Source organism: Streptococcus cristatus, from assembly GCF_001578775.1.
GTDB classification, from domain to species: domain Bacteria; phylum Bacillota; class Bacilli; order Lactobacillales; family Streptococcaceae; genus Streptococcus; species Streptococcus cristatus_A.
On the sequence record NZ_KQ969063.1, the window covers coordinates 75,513 to 93,162 of the forward strand.

A 17,650-nucleotide genomic window follows, 5' to 3' on the forward strand; every position below is an offset into this window, starting at 1 on the left:
CAACTTCTGAACTGAGCTAGGCCTCACACCTAGCTCAGCTGGAAGTTCCACTTTATTCACTTTGTAATTTTTAATAATATATATCACGAGGTAATATCTTATGGCAAAAATTGTTGAATGTATTCCTAACTTTTCTGAAGGCCGCAACCAAGCGGTCATTGACGGTCTAGTGGAAGTTGCTAATAGCGTGCCAGGCGTAACACTTTTGGACCACTCTTCTGATGCCAGCCACAATCGCAGCGTCTTTACCTTGGTCGGTGATGACCAAAACATTCAGGAAGTTGCCTTCCGTTTGGTTAAATACGCTTCTGAAAATATTGACTTGACCAAGCACCAAGGTGAACACCCTCGTATGGGCGCAACTGATGTCCTGCCTTTTGTACCGATCAAGGACATCACAAGTGAGGAATGCGTAGAAATTGCGAAGACCGTATCTGAGCGAATCAACCGTGAGCTCGGTATTCCTATCTTCCTCTATGAAGATGCAGCGACTCGTCCTGAGCGTAAAAATTTGGCTAAGGTTCGTAAAGGACAATTTGAAGGCATGCCTGAAAAACTCTTGGAACCTGACTGGGCTCCTGACTATGGTGAAAGAAAGATTCACCCAACTGCTGGTGTCACTGCTGTCGGAGCTAGAATGCCGCTCATCGCCTACAACATCAACTTGGATACAGACAATCTGGAAATTGCCAACAATATTGCCAAAATCATCCGTGGATCAAGCGGTGGTTACAAGTACTGTAAAGCGATCGGCGTTATGCTGGAAGACCGCAACATTGCTCAGGTTTCTATCAACATGGTCAATCTGGAAAAATTCCCGCTCTACCGCGTCTTTGAAACTGTTCGCTTTGAAGCTAAGCGCTACGGAGTTGGAATCCTCGGCTCAGAAGTCATCGGTTTGGCTCCAGCTAAGGCTTTGATTGATGCAGCAGAATACTATCTGCAAATCGAAGACTTTGACTACAGCAAGCAAGTTCTGGAAAACCATTTGCTGGGCTAGGAGGACAGAAACCTATGAAATTAGTAGATTTAAGCTTGACAGAATTTGCCCAAGTCCTAGGCTCAGATGCTCCTGCACCAGGAGGTGGCTCTGCCGCTGCTCTTTCAGCAGCCAACGGTATTTCCCTGACTAAGATGGTCTGTGAATTGACCCTTGGCAAGAAAAAATACGCAGAATTTGAAGCAGACATTGCTCAAGTGCACGCAGAAAGTGCCCGCCTCCAAGAAAGCCTGCTCGCAGCTATTGACAAGGACACTGAAGCCTTCAATCTAGTCTCCGCTGTCTTTGACATGCCTAAGGAAACAGAGGAAGACAAGGATGCCCGTCGAGAAGCGATGCAGCAAGCCCTCAAGGAAGCGACCAAGTCACCTTATGGCATGATGGAAGACATCTTGGCTGCCCTGCAAACAACTCAAAAGGCTGTCGGCAAGTCCAATACCAATGCTGCCAGCGACCTAGGAGTCGCAGCTCTTAATCTTAAGGCCGGCCTGCAAGGGGCTTGGCTCAATGTCCTCATCAACCTGTCAGGTGTCAAGGATGAAGCTTTTGTCGCAGACTACCACAGCAAGGGTGAAGAGCTCCTGCAAAAAGGCTGCGCTCTAGCCGATGAAATTTATCAAGAAATTTTGAAAGTTGTCTAATAGATAAACGGAAGAGAAGCCCACTCTTTCCTGTGAAGGGACTTTCTTTTCTCAAGAGGTAACAATATGGTTTTATCAGATATTGAAATTGCCAATTCGGTTCAAATGAAGCCCATCAAAGAAGTGGCAGAAAAGCTAGGAATTGCTGAAGACGCCTTGTCTCTTTATGGAAATTACAAGGCAAAAATCAGTGCCGGCCAACTGGAAGCTTTAAAAGACGAGCCAGACGGCAAACTGATTCTCGTGACCGCTATTTCTCCGACACCAGCTGGAGAAGGTAAGACCACGACTTCTGTCGGATTAGTCGATGCTTTGGCTGCTATCGGTAAAAAAGCCGTTATCGCTCTGCGGGAACCTTCACTCGGACCTGTCTTTGGTATCAAAGGCGGAGCTGCTGGTGGCGGGCACGCTCAGGTGGTGCCTATGGAGGACATCAACCTCCACTTCACTGGTGACTTTCATGCCATCGGTGTTGCCAACAATCTGCTGGCTGCCCTCATTGACAACCACATCCATCATGGCAATGCCTTAGGCATTGATTCTCGCCGCATCACTTGGAAACGGGCGGTGGATATGAATGACCGGCAACTTCGCTACATTGTAGATGGCTTGCAAGGCAAAGTCAACGGTGTCCCGCGTGAAGACGGTTTTGATATTACAGTTGCTTCTGAGGTTATGGCTATTCTCTGTCTGTCAGAAAATATTACCGATCTCAAAAACCGTTTGGAAAAAATCATCATTGGCTACAGCTTTGAAGGCAAGCCAATAACTGCTAAGGACTTGAAAGCTGGTGGCGCTATGGCCGCTGTGCTCAAAGACGCTATTCATCCAAACTTGGTTCAAACTCTGGAACACACGCCAGCCTTGATTCACGGTGGACCTTTTGCCCATGGCTGTAACAGTGTCCTAGCTACCAAGCTAGCTCTCAAATATGCCGACTATGCAGTCACAGAAGCTGGTTTTGGTGCTGACCTCGGTGCTGAAAAATTCATTGATATCAAGTGTCGTACATCTGGCCTGCGCCCATCTGCTGTAGTTCTAGTTGCTACCATCCGCGCCCTCAAGATGCACGGTGGTGTGGCTAAGAGTGATTTGGCTGAAGAAAATGTCCAAGCTGTTGTAGCTGGACTGCCAAACTTGGAAAAACATCTGGAAAACATTCAAGATGTTTATGGCCTGCCAGCAGTCGTTGCCATCAATAAATTCCCGCTGGATACCGAAGCAGAATTGCAAGCAGTTTATGACGCCTGCCAAAAACGCGGAGTTGACGTCGTTATTTCTGATGTCTGGGCAAATGGCGGAGCTGGCGGTAAAGAGTTGGCTGAAAAAGTCGTGGAACTGGCCGAAGGAGACAATCACTTCCAATTTGTATATAATGAAGAGGACTCCATCGAGACCAAGCTGAACAAGATCGTTACCAAGGTCTATGGAGGCAAGGGCGTTCGCCTGACTCCTGCTGCTAAACGCGAGCTCAAACAACTGGAAGAGCTGGGCTTCTCCAACTATCCTATCTGTATGGCTAAGACTCAGTACTCCTTCTCAGACGATGCTAAAAAGCTAGGCGCACCTAAAGATTTTGTTGTGACGATCAGCCAGCTCAAAGTTTCTGCTGGTGCAGGCTTTATCGTTGCTCTGACTGGTGCAATCATGACCATGCCAGGACTGCCTAAAGTACCAGCCAGCGAAAAGATTGATGTTGACAAAGACGGCAATATCAGCGGTTTGTTCTAATAAATACCAAAAATGGCAAATATAACCCTTCTAAAATCAAGCGATTTTCAAGTTTCCGATTGGTCGGGGGAAAGACAAAACAGCTTTATCTTTCCCCGCCAACTGGCCACTATGGTAAGCGTGACTTTGACTATCGCCTCTCAACAGCGACTGTGGAGTTGGCTGAAAGTCAGTTTTCTGACCTCAGCGGCTTTCACCGCATTCTCATGAGCCTGGACCACACACTTCATCTCCACAATGCCAGTCGGCAGGAGGAAACGGTTCTAGCTCCCTTTACCCCCTATTTTTTCGAAGGGAGTGATTCTATCACAAGTCGTGGGACTTGTACCGACTTTAACTTAATCTACAGCGACCATTATCAGGGACAGATGCTTGCCATCTCAGATGGACAAGAGCTTAGTCAAGATGAAGCAATTCAATTCATCTATGCCTTGAGTGATTTGATGGTGACAGGAACAGGCCTGCCATCGCTTAACCTAGAGACAGGGCAACTTCTGATAGTGGAAAAAGAGACTCAGGAAACTGAGTTGCAAATAATGTTTTCGAGTGACCAGCCAACGGGTGCTCCCCTTGCTATATGGGCTGGTTTGACCCATATCCCTACTAAGTAAAGATACAAGGATGCCCTATCATCGTTCTATCTTTACTTGGAAAGGATCCCACATCTCTAAAGGAGAAACATTATTATGAATGCGACTAAACTCACTGCACAAGAACAAGAGCGAGAAAATGCGAAATTCAGCTTTTCTGGCGCTACTCTCTATGGTATCAATGCTGTTATCGGTTCAGGAATTTTCCTCCTACCTCAAAAGATTTATAAAGGACTGGGTCCTGCTTCTCTAGCTGTCATGCTGGGAACTGCCCTCCTCGTTATTCTCTTAGCCGTCTGCTTGGCAGAAACTGCTGGTTATTTTAATAAAAACGGCGGAGCCTTCCAATATTCCAAAGCAGCCTTTGGAGACTTTGTCGGATTTAATGTTGGCTTCCTAGGCTGGGCGGTTACCATCATCGCTTGGTCAGCAATGGCAGCAGGATTTGCGAGACTTTTTGTCATTACTTTTAAATCCTTTGCCCCCTATGAACTTCTGCTCAGTGTGAGCCTGATTATCCTACTCAGTCTGATGAATATATCCGGTCTTAAGACTTCCAAAATGTTCACCTTGACCGCAACCGTAGCCAAGCTCATCCCAATTGTCGCTTTCAGTCTATGTGCGATTTTCTTCATCAAAGGAGGAATTGACAAAGGAAACTTCACTCCGTTTCTTCAGCTAGAACCTGGCGTAGATATCATGAAAGCCATCTCTAGTACAGCGATCTACATTTTCTACGGTTTCATCGGATTTGAAACCATGTCTATCGTTGCTGGTGAAATGCGCAACCCAGAAAAGAATGTGCCTCGAGCTATTTTGGGCTCTATCAGTATTGTCTCTGTTCTCTATATGCTGATTATCGCAGGAACTATCGCCATGTTAGGCAGCCGAATCCTACAAACAGATGCCTCTGTACAAGACGCCTTTGTCGAAATGATTGGCCCTGCTGGAGCATGGATTGTTTCTATTGGAGCGCTGATCTCTATTGCTGGACTTAACATCGGGGAATCTATCATGGTCCCACGTTATGGTGCAGCCATTGCAGATGAAGGCTTGTTGCCTAAAAAAATCGCTGAAACCAATGCTAAAAACGCCCCTGTAATTGCCATTATTATCTCCGGACTTTTGGCCATCGCCCTGCTCTTTACAGGAACATTTGAAGTATTAGCGGCTCTCAGCGTAGTCTTCCGCTTCTTCCAATACATCCCAACTGCTCTAGCCGTATTGGTATTGAGAAAGAAATATCCAGATAAGAAAGTGGTCTTCCGCGTTCCATTTGGTCCTGTCATCCCAATTTTAGCGGTCCTAATCAGCCTCGTCATGATTTGGGGTGAAAATCCAATGAACTATGTCTATGGTCTCATCGGTGTCCTTGTCGCCAGCGCAGTCTACTATATCTACATAGTGCTGATTTGTAAAAATAAAGTTCTTGAACAAAAAGGAGAATGAATCTTATGACACATGTAATCAATTTGGATGGCGAACACCTTACTTTAGAAGATGTCATTGCAGTAGCTCGTCATGGAGCTATCTGCGAAATAAACCAAGAAGCTAAGAAATCTGTAGAAGCTTCCCGTAAAATCGTAGATGACATCGTCCGCGAAAAGCGGGTAGTTTACGGTGTTACAACTGGATTTGGCTCCCTCTGCAATGTCAGCATCTCGCCAGAAGATACAACTCAACTGCAGGAAAACTTGATTCGCACCCATGCTTCAGGATTTGGCGATCCTCTTCCTGAAGATGCAGTCCGAGCGATCATGTTAATTCGAATTAATTCTCTGGTCAAGGGCTATTCTGGTATCCGTCTCTCTACTGTCGAAAAACTTCTGGAATTGCTCAATAAAGGCGTCGTGCCATTTATTCCAGAAAAGGGCTCTCTCGGTGCTTCTGGTGACTTGGCACCGCTGGCTCACATGGTTCTGCCTATGCTAGGACTGGGGCGCGCTTACTATCAAGGCCAATTGCTCTCTGGACAAGAAGCTTTGGACAAGGCTGGTATCGAGAAAATTGCTCTAGCAGCCAAGGAAGGGCTGGCGCTGATTAACGGAACGACTGTCCTGACAGGTATCGGAGCTCTGGCTACCTACGATGCCATCCAACTGCTTAAACTGTCAGATGTTGCTGGGGCTCTTTCCATGGAAGTCCACAATGGTATTACCAGTCCATTTGAAGAAGACTTACATACCATTCGACCTCAGAGCGGTCAGCTGGCTACAGCCCGCAATATCCGCAACCTTCTAGAAGGCAGTGGCAATACGACCGTAGCTACTCAACAACGTGTTCAAGACCCCTATACTCTACGCTGTATTCCACAGATTCATGGTGCCAGCAAGGACTCTATCGCTTATGTTAAGACCAAGGTTGAGATTGAAATCAACTCTGTTACAGACAACCCTATCATTACCAAGGAAGGTCATGTTATCTCAGGCGGTAACTTCCACGGTGAACCAATGGCACAGCCATTCGACTTCCTCGGTATCGCTATTTCTGAAATCGGAAATGTATCCGAGCGGCGTGTAGAACGTCTGGTCAATAGCCAACTGAGCAAGCTCCCATCCTTCTTGGTCAAACACCCAGGCCTCAACTCTGGCTTTATGATTACCCAGTATGCTTGTGCTTCGCTTGCTTCTGAGAACAAGGTTCTGTCTCATCCAGCCAGCGTAGACTCTATCCCATCTTGTGAAAACCAAGAAGACTTTGTCAGCATGGGAACTACTGCAGCACGCAAGGCAGCTGAGATTCTCAAGAATTCTCGCCGCATCGTGGCAACAGAAATCATGGCAGCCTGCCAAGCTCTCGATCTGAAACCAGAAAACCATGAACTGGGCAAAGGGACCAAGCCAGCCTACGACCTCTTCCGTCAGCATGTCCGCTTTATCGAGTTTGATAAGGATATCGAAATCTACGAAGAGCTCAACAAGGCTTCTGAGCTGATTGAGAGCGATGAATTTCTAGCAGCCGTTGAAAAGGCTGTGGACCTGAGCATTCAGTTCTAAAGCTGATGACTCTGTAAAAAAGCTAACCTAAGAAGCCTGCTCTCACTCAGCTGGGCTTCTTTTCCCGCCAAAAGTCATTGACAGGCATAGCGGAAACTCTTATAATAAAGTCGCAAGTATCGTTATGGAAAAGGACAAAATCATGTTAGAAGATTACTATCAGCTAGACAACCGTTACTATCAGCGAGGTCCAGAGGACAATCTATATACTGCCAAATGGGGCATGGTCATTGAGTTTCTGGACTTAAATGATCCTAGCCTAACCCCTTTTGAAGGGGTAAACTTTGCCCTGATTGGCTTCAAGAGCGACAAGGGGGTCTATATCAACCACGGCCGCGTCGGTGCAGTCGAAGGTCCCCAGGCTGTCCGGACCCAGCTGGCTAAGCTGCCTTGGCATCTGGGCAGAAATGTCCGAGTCTTTGATGCCGGCGATATCGACGGACCTAACCGCTCGCTGGACCAGCTGCAGCACAGTCTGGCTCGGGCCGTCAGGCGCCTGCGGGAGCTCAATCTCCGGCCTATCGTCTTGGGCGGCGGCCACGAAACAGCCTATGGCCACTATCTAGGGCTCAAGTCGTCACTAAATCCTGACCAAGATTTGGCCGTCATCAATATGGATGCTCATTTCGACCTGCGGCCTTATGAGCAGACCGGCCCCAACTCCGGCACCGGCTTTCGCCAGATGTTTGACGACAGCCTAGCGGCCAAAGAGACCTTTAACTACCTGATTCTGGGCATTCAGGAACACAATAACAATCTCTTTCTCTTTGACTTTGTCGCCAAATCCAAGGCCATTCAGTTTCTGACAGGGCTGGATATCTACCAGATAGGCCACAAGGAAGTCTGCAAGGCCGTCGATGCCTTTCTGGCTGATAAGGAGCAGGTTTACCTGACCATTGATATTGACTGCTTTGCAGCTGGTGCCGCACCCGGTGTCAGTGCCATCCAGTCGCTGGGAGTGGACCCTAATCTGGCCGTGCTGGTCTTCCAGCATATCGCTGCCTCCGGCAAGCTGATCGGCTTTGACATCGTCGAAGTCTCCCCGCCCCACGATATTGACAACCATACGGCTAACCTAGCTGCCAGCTTCATTTTTTACCTGACTCAAGTCTGGGCACAAGCACATGACTAACGGGGATTTAAAAACTTCATTACAAACATCAAAAGAGGACGAACATAGAGTTCATCCTCTTTTATTTTGTGTTTAATGCCTGAGATAGACCTTGGCGTAAGTTTTCTAATTCCTTGAGCTGGTGCCGGTCACGATAAGGATTGAGTTGACTCTTGGCTGTTTCATAATAAGTTTCAAAGTCCTGGGCTAGTAAATTTTCAAAACCAGCTTCCTGCAAGCTACCAGCCAGCTGACGATACTTGATCACAGCCATCAGATAGTAGATCAAGCCCTTGTCCCGCGGATTGCCATAGCGGCTAATGAGACTATCCTTTTCCCGCAGCAGATCAAGCACCGGCTGGTAATCCTCCTTCTCGCAGCCAATCAAGGCCAAATAAACTTCCAGCTGGGTCTCCTTCCAAGGAAAGCTGAGCGACTTCAGGGCTGCTTTCGCTTTCAGCAAGATTCGCTCCGCCTGTTCATAATCTTTTAGCTGATAATAAGTCAGCCCCAAGCCTATATAGAAAGCAAAAATCGAAGGTTCTGCTGTTTTATTTTCCGTCAGCTCAATCGCCTCTTTCTGATGAGCCAGCGCTGTCGTGAAATTCCCACGAATTTGCTCAATCTCTGCCAGATAATCTAGAGCTGCCGCAATCTGAATCGAATACTTTGAGCGCAACGAAGCCGTCAAACTAAAGCAATCGATAGACTGGTAAAGATGGCGGAGTGACTGCTCCTCATCTCCAATCATGAGATGATAAAGCCCCTTAAGTCGAAGATTCATTGCAATAGCTTCGTGATTATTGGCCTGGACCGAAGCATCCAGAGCCAACTCCGTATAGTAGCGCATCTCAGGGATATTTTCCGTCTGAATGCAGTAGTAAATCATCTGCCGATAGCCTTCTAGGAGAAACTCCATCTGCTGCAGCTCTTTAGCAGAAGCAATCACCTGCTGGATATTGTCCATTCCCTGCTGGTAATTCCCCGTCCGGATAGCATAACGCCCTTCCAGATAGAGAAAGCGGAGAAGCAATAGCTTAAAATCTTTGTGACTCTGGTGTTTTCTCTCTAAGTCCTCTATCTCTCGACGGATACGGTCAAACTGGTCTAAAACCGCAGACTGATTGCTATCATCCGTCTTTTCAATAAAGCCAAACTCCCGCGAATAAATGGGAAAGAGCTCATGATGAAACTGCAAGGTAGCCTCGAGATAATGCAGCTCATACTCCAAAGACTTAATCGGTTGTTTGGACATCTTATAATGATAGGCAATGTCATTGAGCAGCTGAGCATGATAAAGAGAGGCTCCCAGCTGGTCTTCCATGCCTTGGGCAATCTGGTGATGTAGCATTCGCTTCTTGGCAAGTGGTAAGCGCTCATAAGCATAAATCCGCAAAAGCTCCTGGCTGAATCGTAAAACCAATTCCTCCTGCTCCTCTTCTATTGAAAGCTGTTTTTGCCCAAATCCTTCCGCAATTTCGACCACTTCTTCCACAGATAGGCCTAGCAACTTAGCTAAGAGCGCTACCGAAGCAGGGGAACTAAAGCAAGCCAGATAGTCAACCAATTCCTCCTCCTGGCTGCTCAAATAGCCTAATTTCAGAGATAGTTTCGCTTTAATAGCTGAGGTCAACGGCTGGAATTTCTCACCTCGCAGAAGCTGTTCCGCATACTCTGATAGAAAGAAAGGAATGCCCTGACTGACCCGATAAATAGCCTCAAGCCGTTCTTCAGATATGACTAACTGTCCAGTCTGGGCCTGCAAATAAGCCACACTAGACTTAAAATCCAGCGGCTGCAGCTCAATGCAGTCTAGCTGGCTACGAAGCAATAAGCGATTGAAAAAGCGGCCAAGATAAGGTGGCGTACTCAGATGCTTGGTCAACACAAAGGCTACTGGATAATCCCTCAAATGGTTCATAACCTGCTCTAAAACAGCCACACTAGCCTCATCCATCCAGTGACAGTCCTCAACCAAGATCACCAAAGCCTTTTTCTTAGAAATCTTTTGCAAAATATCCAGTACAAACCAAGCCAGACGATCCGTATTCAGCTCAAAATCCGAAGCTTCACCTGCCATAATCGGAAAATAACTATCCAAAATAACCTGCCACTGGCTGGTAGAAAGGATCTGATGCTGAATAACTAGGTCACCCAAGCCATCTAGCAAACTGCGCCAAGGCTGCAATCCAACCGTCATTTCTTCCTTGAAGCACTCTGCCATAACAATCTGGAAATACTTGGTCTGATTAGCCAGTACTTGTCGGGTCACTGTCCGTTTACCGATGCCAGTACCACCGACTAAGAGCAGCGCACGAGGTTCTTGCCTCTCTAAAATCTTAGAAAAATAAGATTCCAAACGCTTGATTTCACCCACTCGGCCAAAAAAGTGGTCTGTATTACGTAAAAATTGCTTGATTTTACGCTCACTGCGATCCTTGGCCATCACTTCATGGTACAGCTGTTGGATTGCTTCATTCGGACTAATCCCCAATTCCTTGTCCAAGAGATTGACCAATTTATAATAAGTCTCAATTACCTTACCAGGTCGATCATTCTCCTGATAGAGCTTCATCAGCAGATGATAATTCTTTTCATCAAACTCATCGATACTGATCATACGACGCAGATTTCGCTCTGATTCTTCCAAATTCGATGGATCTTTTTCCAACTTTTGGTAACAAGCCTGGATATAGAGCTGCTCATATCGCGTCCGCATCTTGGACACCCAATAATCAAAGGCTTCACTGTCCTTGAGATAGAAGCCCTGCAGAAAATCACCCTGATAGAGCGACAGATGCTCCGCAGGCTTGTCCGTGAAAATTTCTACATCACTTTCAATCGCACACTCGGGATTAAGCGACAGCACGGTCCGATTGGGAGCAATAATCCATTCTCCACCTAGTAGCTTATTGGCTTGATAAATTGTGTTGCGCAGATTCTTTTTGGCAGTCTGATTATCCTTGTTTTCCCAGAGGATTCCTGCAATCTCCTCCCGATTGACTGTTCCATTGATATGGAGATAATAGAGCAGAGCATTGATTTTGGCAAAAGGAAAAAAGACTTCCTCCTGATTGAGAAAGACACTCGGACTTCCCAGTAATTTCAACCTCAACAGATTTTTCGTCATGCAAACGCCTCCAAGAAAGCTTATAAAACTAATATAAACAAAATAAGACATTTTAGCAAGCAAGAAAAAACGACTCTATCATTTCTGTAATGGAGCCCCCCTATAGAAAGCACGGAGCCTATTTTGTTGTAGAAAAAAATCTCATAAGACCTATGTAAAGTTTGTAGGAAAACGGCTATCGCTAAAACTCCCTTAATAGAGAGGAAGCACCAAATAGTTAACAAAGAGCCAATTTTTATAACAAATGAAAAGAAGCAAACCATTTTCACAATTTGCTTCTTTAAAACAGGGAAGTATTTACGGCAAAGCATTTCCTGCGCTTTTATAAATTTTGTACCATTCTGAACGTGGCAAATCTACTTTAAATGCTTCTGCACTTGAGCGGATTCGCTCCGGATTCATACTTCCGATGATTGGTTGCATATTTGCTGGATGCCGTAAAATCCAAGCAAGGACAATCGCTTCAAAGGAAACTTGATACTGCTCTACAAACTGTTTAAGTGTCTTTGTCAATTCTACATATTTAGGATGATCCATAAACAATCCCTGTGCCAAATCAACTTGGAATGGCGACCATGGCTGGATAGTAATATCCTTCAATCGACAATAATCCAAGACGCCTCCATCACGATTGATGGCAAAAGAATTGTGCATATTAGCATTCAGACCTTGATCAATCATAGGTGTATGAGCTGGGCCAAACTGCAACTGATTGACAATCAGTGGCTGCTTGACACTCTTTTGTAAAAGCTCGATTTGGTAAGGATTTTGATTGCTAACTCCAAAGTAACGCACTTTTCCAGCTTGATGCAAACGATCAAATGCTTCTGCTACTTCATCTGGCTCGACCAGAGCATCTGGACGATGTAAGAGTAAGACATCCATATAATCGGTCTGTAGGCGTTTCAAACTGGCTTCTACTGAGTCAATGATATACTCTTTTGAAAAATCAAAATGATAATTCGTATGCACATCTCGCAAGCCACATTTTGACTGAATGATCACTTGATCACGTGAAATTCCCGCATCTTTCAAACCTTTAGCAAATTTAGCTTCTGACTCACCACCTGCATAAACATCGGAGTGATCATAGAAGTTAATACCGATTTCCTGAGCAGTCTTCAACACAGTTACAATTTCATCTGAAGACTTTTCAGCCATCCGCATACAGCCCAAGACCAATTGGCTAGCCTGTTCCAATTCATTCCCAACGCTGATATATTTCATTGTTTTACAACCCCATTTCTTTAAATACCGGCTGATCAACCAAGGACAGTTCTTCAATTTTTACATTTTCCGTCTCAAAAACGATAAACTCATTTTCTTCTTTCAGAAATCCTGACGGAATATACAGATATTGAATCGGACCTTGACTCCAATAGCGTCCTAGATTAAAGCCGTTGACACTGATACAGCCTTTACCATACTGTGAACAGTCGATAAAAGTATCTGCTATCTCATCTAATTTTACATTAAATTTGTAAAAAATGGGTGATACAATCTTATCTGGCACAGGATTTGTACATTCTAGCTTAGACAACATGGTCTCATCAAACTTCAAGGAATAGTGTTTCCAACCTTTACGGAATTGGTGGTTGATCATGATACCACCTTTTACACCTTTAGACTGGCTAGGTGCATTCAACTTGTACCCATAGTTGACACGTCCCATATTTTCTACCAACACATCGATTTGAATACGCTCTGTATCAGCAGAGAAGAGCATTTCATCTCCCAGCTCTTCTCTATACTGAGTAGCTAAGTGCTCTTGATTGATATAGAAGTGACAACGATCGTGAGTTTCTAATGCTTTCAGTCGCTCTTCGTGATATTGATTCTTAATATCTGAACGATAAAGGATATAGCCATGATTCTGTCCAATTCGCTCCATTGGTTGTGGATAATCATGTACAATTTCCTCTGTGATCTGTGGAGCTACATCCAAAAGATCTGCTGTTCCTTCGACAGGAAAGCTTCCATAAGCTCTAGCATTACGAATAATTGGATCCATTTGCTCCAATTCTGGAAAAAGTTCATGTGTCACTCGTTGGACAGCATAATACTTCTCTGTTGGCACACCCCATTCTGTAACCGGTGCATCGAAATCATAGGAGGTAATTTGTGGTAAATCTCTTGTCTTCCGAGCAGAACAGCCACTGATAAATCCAAAGTTTGTTCCTCCACGTAGCAAGAAGAGATTCATACTACCGATCTGCATCATCTCTTTTACATCCTGCGCGAGATCTTCAGCATCTCGGCGGACAATTTCTTCGCCCCAACGACTGAACCAACCATCCCAGAACTCTGTACACATAAGCGGCCATTTTTTACCATGACGTTCCATAAAAGCACGTAAATTATCTGTATTTTCCTTCGCTTGTGATCCAAAATTCCCTGTTACAAAGATATCATCTTCAATCAAGGTACCTGATTCCAAGGCTTCGATCCAAGTTCCATCTGATGTAAAGAGAGGAACACTGACTCCACGATCTCGCATCATTTTCGCAATGTTGCGCATATATTCCTTGTCTTCCGCATAAGAACCATACTCATTCTCCACTTGCATCATGAGAATAGGACCGCCTTCTGTAAACTGATAAGGCAAGAGCTTTGGAAAGAGCCAATCGTAAAAACGACTAACTTTTTCTAAAAACAAGACATCATTTACGCGGAAACGCATACCAGGATAATTGAGTAGCCATGGTGGCATTCCACCAAAATCAAACTCTGCACAGATATATGGGGTTGGTCGAACAATCAAATGAAGGCCCATTTCCTGTACAAGATCAAAATAAGCTTCAAAATCAAGTAGGCCGTCTGTTACAAATTGCCCTTCTTGAGGTTCGTGCAAACTCCAAGGAATATAAGTCTCAACAGTGTTATAACCTAGCGCTTTTAAGTTATGAAGTGTTTCTCTCCACTGATTAGGATGCAGACGAAAATATTGAATGGCTCCTGATAAAATTTTAAAAGGCTTCCCATCAAGATAAAATTCATCACGTATTTCAAAATTTGTCATATTATTGCTCCTGTTGTTTGTCAGCCATCTTAACAAATGGCAAGTAAACAAAGGTTGAGATGGCGATATTAATGAGTGATAGAACGATTGCTCTCCAGTCAAAGGCTGTCGCAAAGAATCCATATAAAACAGGAGGCATTACCCAGGTTACGTTTTGAGTAACAGGTGCAACAAGTCCCCATGCAGTCGCCCAGTAAGAGACAGTTACCATCAGAAGCGGAGTCACTATATACGGAATGAACATAATTGGATTCAGTACAATTGGCAAACCATACATCACAGGCTCACCGATATTAAAGATCATTGGGAAAATACCCAATTTTGCCACTTCACGATAATGTTTATTTTTAGCTTGCCAAAGAATTGCAATCGCGACACCAATCGCATCAAACCAAACAAAAGCACCAAATGAGTTATCTGTCCACATATATGGAATGGCTTGTCCTGCTTGGAAAGCTTCTAAATTTGCAAGCATAGTAACACCAAATAGACTAGCCATGACCGGTGCTAAGATATTACCACCATGAAGTCCAAAGAACCAGAAAATCTTATTCAGAAATACAATTAACAAAACAGCCCAGAAACTTTGCGACATGCTAAGAAGCGGTGCTTGAAGGACTTTATAGATCCAGTTGATCATTAATTCTCCAGTCACAGTATTGAAGATATAAGTCGCAATACCGATGACATACATAGCAATCGCAGCTGGAATGATAGACAAGAACGGCTTCATGATTGCAGGTGGAACAGAATCTGGAAGCTTGATTGTCCAGTTACGATTCATGACTTTACAAAAAATGATAACAGAGACAAAACCAATTAAAATTGCTGTAAAATACCCACGGGCACTAATTTGGTCGCCCGGAATCACACTATTAAGTGTCACTGCAAGACTATTACCAGTTAATTTAAACTCTGGTAGTTTCTCAACTGCCTTACCAACTGCTTGGCTATTTGATGCCAACTCAAATGTCTTTGTGATAGAACCGCCAATCGTAATGACATAAGAAGCTACTGCTACCAGCCCAGCTGATACCTTATCTGTTTTGTAAATTCGCGCAATGTTTACACCAAAGGTAAACAAGAACAAAAGAACAACAATTGGAATACTTCCCTTGAAGACTAACCAGTTGATGTCAATCAACCACTGGAAAGTACTTGTGATCCAAGTCCAACCAAATTGACCTGGAAGGTCAGACAAAAAAGCATTCAGCATTAAAGCAAATGAACCTGTCATAATGACTGGCATGGTTCCAATAAAGGAATCTCTAAGAGCAACGAGGAACTTTTGATTCCCTACTTTATTAGCAATCGGCATCAGGCGTGCTTGCCATTTATCCACAAAATTACTCATAATAGTCTTCTCCTTATTTTTCTATTTTTTGGTAGAGAGCAACGATTTCCTTAGCTAAATCAACAAAAGCGATGCTTGTCATTAAGTGATCTTGACCGTGAATCATAAATAAATTAATTTCATTTTTTTCTCCCCGTGCCTCTCTAGCCAGCATATCCATCTGTGCATGGTGCGCTTCTAAGAGCGCTGCCTGAGCTTGAGAGAGTTTTTCTGTAGCCTCATTAAATTCCTGTTTTTTCGCTGCTGTAATGGCCTCTAAAGCACAAGATTTAGCTTCTCCGCCATACATAATTAACTGCATTGCAACTTCTAAAGATGATTGTCCGTCCATACATCCTCCTATTGCATCAGAGACTCAGCTAGCTCTAGCACTTTGTCACCCTTCATCATGCCGTAATCCGTCATCGGAATGACATCTACTGGAGTAGTTGCTAACTTTTCTCTAAAACCATCCAATAGATAGCGCACCTGAGGCCCTAATAAGACAATATCAACTTGGTGTTCCGCTAGATAGATTTCTGCTTCTGGCACTGGAACTGCAAAAATGTTTGCCAGTAACCCTTTTTCTTCCGCTGCTTTTTGCATTCTAGTTACCATGAGACTGGTACTCATACCTGCAGCACAGACTAGCATAATTTCTTTTGTAGCCATATGATTCCCCTCCTAAATAATTAGGTATTAAAAAAATTAAAACAAACCCATTGTTTGTAATATGTAAATAAAAAAGCTGTTTTTTTGTTTTTATAAGTTTATTATTAATTTTCTATAAATATTATATACCGAAGATCCAAAAATGTCAACGCTTTCATGTTGAATTTTTAATTATTTTTTGATAATATATCAGCTGAGGTAAAAAATATGACATTAACCCGAAAACAAGCTGAAATTAGAGCAACAATTTTAGACCAGTTATATGCAAAACGACCTATTTCTCGTATCGATATTTCAAAAGAAACACATATTACTCCTGCTACGACAGGGAATATTATCAACGAACTCATCAAAGAAGGATTGGTTCATGAACTAGGAGAATTAGATGATGATAGTGTCGGACGTAAAAAAACTCTACTAGACATCACTTCTCGACAACACTTCTATTTAGGTTTTGAAATTTCTGAAAAGTATCTTGCTTTAGTGATTACTGATAATATAGGTGAGATTTTGGCTAGCGAATGGCATACGCACTACCTGGAGCATCAAGAGGGCCCTAGTGATATAAAAATCATTCAACTTATCCAACATTTTTTACAAAAGCATAAGGATATTTCTATATCAGCAATTGGAATCGGCCTACCTGGACATGTCAAATTAGATGAAAGCCAGCAAATCATCTCTAAGAATCCACTTTGGGAAAATATCAACTTAAAAAGAATACAGGATGCTTTTGATGTTCCCGTGTACTTTGGCAACAAATCTCATTGCCTCACCTTGGCAGAGCGGCTCTTTACCTATCATTCAACAGATAGTAATTTCATCGTGTATCATGTTGCACGAGGCATTCATTGTTCGTATATGTACAATGGAAGTATCTATAGTCAAGAAAATTTCCTAATTGGAGAAGTTGGGCATACGATCATCAATCCTGAAGGTGAACGTTGTCCTTGTGGTAAAAATGGTTGCCTGCAAGTCTATGCCAGCGAAAGCGCCTTGATTAACAAAGCAAGTCTGCTTTATCACTCTTCCCGTGTTTCTCTACTTCGAACCTTAGTGGCTGATTCTAGTGACATCAACCTCAACATACTTCTTACAGCTTACAAATTGGGAGATCTCGGTAGTATTGAGTTGATCAATACCGCCTGTAAATATTTAGCTATTTCAATTTCTAATTTATGCCAACTCATCGATATGGAGCGTATTTACTTAGATGGCGAAATCTTCTCTTATCCTATAATTGCAGAACAGATTCTCTCTTACTTGCAACATATGGTACAGCTGTTTCCACATCAAAAACAGCCTGAGATTACCATCAAACCATATTCTTATTTGAATGTCGCCAGAGCTGCAACCAGCCTTTGCATTAATGCAGCATTTCTTAACAAAAAAAATGAGAGCCTTTATAGCTCTCATTTTTAATTGAC

The 17,650-nt window shown here is 43.8% G+C and carries 13 protein-coding genes and 1 pseudogene; 8 read left to right on the forward strand and 6 right to left on the reverse strand.

Annotated features, from left to right (window positions below):
- The first annotated feature begins 100 nt into the window (after window positions 1–100).
- From ftcD to SCRDD08_RS08825, 7 genes and pseudogenes are all read left to right on the forward strand, one after another.
- Complete coding sequence (gene ftcD, locus SCRDD08_RS08795) at window positions 101–1,000, forward strand: glutamate formimidoyltransferase (protein WP_061423351.1); 900 nt, start codon at window positions 101–103, stop codon at window positions 998–1,000.
- A 14-nt stretch (window positions 1,001–1,014) separates the two neighbouring features.
- On the forward strand, window positions 1,015–1,641 hold the full coding sequence (locus SCRDD08_RS08800) for a cyclodeaminase/cyclohydrolase family protein (RefSeq protein ID WP_061423352.1): 627 nt from the start codon (window positions 1,015–1,017) through the stop codon (window positions 1,639–1,641).
- 66 nt (window positions 1,642–1,707) lie between these two features.
- On the forward strand, window positions 1,708–3,372 hold the full coding sequence (locus SCRDD08_RS08805) for a formate--tetrahydrofolate ligase (RefSeq protein ID WP_061423353.1): 1,665 nt from the start codon (window positions 1,708–1,710) through the stop codon (window positions 3,370–3,372).
- Window positions 3,373–3,384: 12 nt separating this feature from the next.
- Window positions 3,385–3,983, forward strand: a pseudogene (locus tag SCRDD08_RS08810) (HutD/Ves family protein).
- A gap of 75 nt (window positions 3,984–4,058) precedes the next feature.
- The gene (locus SCRDD08_RS08815; RefSeq protein ID WP_048764755.1) at window positions 4,059–5,411 is read left to right on the forward strand and encodes an APC family permease; all 1,353 of its coding nucleotides are present in this window, start codon (window positions 4,059–4,061) and stop codon (window positions 5,409–5,411) included.
- 5 nt (window positions 5,412–5,416) lie between these two features.
- Window positions 5,417–6,958 (forward strand): histidine ammonia-lyase, encoded by a 1,542-nt coding sequence (gene hutH, locus SCRDD08_RS08820; RefSeq protein WP_061423440.1) that lies wholly within the window; start codon window positions 5,417–5,419, stop codon window positions 6,956–6,958.
- A gap of 142 nt (window positions 6,959–7,100) precedes the next feature.
- Entirely contained in the window at window positions 7,101–8,090 is a 990-nt protein-coding gene (locus tag SCRDD08_RS08825) for an arginase family protein (protein WP_155719802.1), read from the forward strand.
- Window positions 8,091–8,151: 61 nt separating this feature from the next.
- Here the strand turns inward: SCRDD08_RS08825 and SCRDD08_RS08830 are convergent, their stop codons facing one another.
- The 6 genes from SCRDD08_RS08830 to SCRDD08_RS08855 form a co-directional block, all read right to left on the reverse strand.
- On the reverse strand, window positions 8,152–11,199 hold the full coding sequence (locus SCRDD08_RS08830; protein ID WP_061423355.1) for an AAA family ATPase: 3,048 nt from the start codon (window positions 11,197–11,199) through the stop codon (window positions 8,152–8,154).
- Between the two features lie 297 nt (window positions 11,200–11,496).
- Window positions 11,497–12,426: an aldo/keto reductase gene (locus tag SCRDD08_RS08835; RefSeq protein WP_061423356.1), complete on the reverse strand. Its 930-nt coding sequence runs from the start codon at window positions 12,424–12,426 to the stop codon at window positions 11,497–11,499.
- Window positions 12,427–12,430: 4 nt separating this feature from the next.
- Window positions 12,431–14,218: a glycoside hydrolase family 35 protein gene (locus SCRDD08_RS08840; RefSeq protein WP_061423357.1), complete on the reverse strand. Its 1,788-nt coding sequence runs from the start codon at window positions 14,216–14,218 to the stop codon at window positions 12,431–12,433.
- 1 nt (window position 14,219) lies between these two features.
- Window positions 14,220–15,572: a PTS sugar transporter subunit IIC gene (locus tag SCRDD08_RS08845; protein ID WP_061423358.1), complete on the reverse strand. Its 1,353-nt coding sequence runs from the start codon at window positions 15,570–15,572 to the stop codon at window positions 14,220–14,222.
- A gap of 13 nt (window positions 15,573–15,585) precedes the next feature.
- On the reverse strand, window positions 15,586–15,903 hold the full coding sequence (locus SCRDD08_RS08850) for a PTS sugar transporter subunit IIA (protein WP_061423359.1): 318 nt from the start codon (window positions 15,901–15,903) through the stop codon (window positions 15,586–15,588).
- A gap of 8 nt (window positions 15,904–15,911) precedes the next feature.
- Complete coding sequence (locus tag SCRDD08_RS08855; protein WP_061423360.1) at window positions 15,912–16,223, reverse strand: PTS sugar transporter subunit IIB; 312 nt, start codon at window positions 16,221–16,223, stop codon at window positions 15,912–15,914.
- Between the two features lie 207 nt (window positions 16,224–16,430).
- Here SCRDD08_RS08855 and SCRDD08_RS08860 point away from each other — a divergent pair, with 207 nt between their 5' ends.
- Window positions 16,431–17,645, forward strand: a complete 1,215-nt coding sequence (locus tag SCRDD08_RS08860; RefSeq protein ID WP_061423361.1) for an ROK family transcriptional regulator — start codon at window positions 16,431–16,433, stop codon at window positions 17,643–17,645.
- Window positions 17,646–17,650: the final 5 nt, after the last annotated feature.